The 1215-nt window shown below is 72.0% G+C and carries 1 protein-coding gene and 1 riboswitch; the gene reads right to left on the bottom strand.

Annotated elements, in window-relative coordinates; all coding sequences use genetic code 11:
• The coding region (locus ACFYOS_RS36450) for a C39 family peptidase (protein WP_387151935.1) at nt 1-816 on the bottom strand (816 nt) is incomplete at its 3' end.
• A 199-nt stretch (nt 817-1015) separates the two neighbouring features.
• A riboswitch (cyclic di-AMP (ydaO/yuaA leader) is annotated at nt 1016-1157 on the bottom strand.
• Nucleotides 1158-1215: the final 58 nt, after the last annotated feature.

The following is a 1215-nucleotide window of genomic DNA, read 5'->3' as shown; positions in this document are numbered from 1 at the left end:
CCAGTTCGCCAGGTCGATGGTGGTCATCCAGTAGGCGGGAACCGCCGGGTTCGCCGAGTCGGCGATCCGCACGGTCCGGCCGTCGTTCTTGTAGCCGACCACGGCGATGTAGTGGCCGCCGGAGAACGAGTGCCAGCCGCCGTCGGTGTCGGTGGCGTCGCCGACGATGTTGGCGACCACGCCACGGCCGTCGGTGATGGCCTTGACCACGTCGGCCTGGAGCTGGTCCATCTGCGCCGGGGTGGCGGGGCCGGGGATCATGTGGGTCCGGTACGGGTTGCCCTTGACCATCTGGTTGAGGCCGCGGGTGGTGTCCTCGGCCGAGTTGGTGCCGTTCACGCCGGCGTTCAGCGGGGCGACCATCGCGTCCTGGGTGGTCTCGACGCCGCTGGCGCTCAGCGCGTTGCGCACCGCGGCCGGGCCGCAGTTCCAGTAGGCGGTCTGCGCCTCGTAGGTGTAGTCGAGGACCTTCGTCGACGGCGGCTTCGGCTTCGCCTTCTTGGTCACGTCCGGGTCGGCCTTGGCCGTGGTGCTGGCCTTGGCCGACGGCGAGGCGCTCGGCGAGGCGGACGGCGACGGGGCCGCGATCCGGGCTTCGCCACGGGTGGCGACCTCACCGAGCCGGGGGGCCAACTCGGCGACGGCGGCGGTGTTCTCCTGGCGGACCGGCGTGTTGTTGTCGGTGGCGGCGAGCGCCGTGCCGACGCCGCCGGCCAGCACGAGCGCCGCGGCGGAGCCGGCGATGATCCGGTACGGGCGCTCGGTCACGATACGCCGCAGCTGACGCTTCATTCGGTGCTTCACGTGTTCCTCCACGGGGGGCCTGAGCGGCACACGCCGGCCCGACACGCGGAGGAACTCACGCGCGTTGCTGGGGCGGGGGTGCCGCGGGGATCGGGAGCGCCCGGTGGGCCCGGGCTGGGGACGGTGCCGGAAGTCGCCGGTCAGGCGAGCGTCGGCACCGCGATGCCGTGGAGGCGAGGGGCGTAACGGGGGGTGGTTCGCACGAGGCTGGAACTCCTTCCGTGGCCGCCTACCGGGTTAGCTGACGGATTCGGGCGGGAAGTACGCCCTACCGCGGGCCGTGGCTCGCGGATTCACCCCGGTGTTGCGCTGGGTCCCCGGTTCGTAAGATCACGATTAGGCGGGTCGGCACGGCGTCGCCACTTGCGATCGGAAACCGCGCCGGACGCGCCGACACTACCGGTGGGTATG

Source organism: Micromonospora sp. NPDC005806 (genome assembly GCF_042871425.1).
In the GTDB taxonomy this organism is placed as follows: Bacteria; Actinomycetota; Actinomycetes; order Mycobacteriales; family Micromonosporaceae; genus Micromonospora.
The sequence above is the reverse complement of the archived record's forward strand: the minus strand, read 5'-3'. Positions and strand labels throughout refer to the sequence as shown.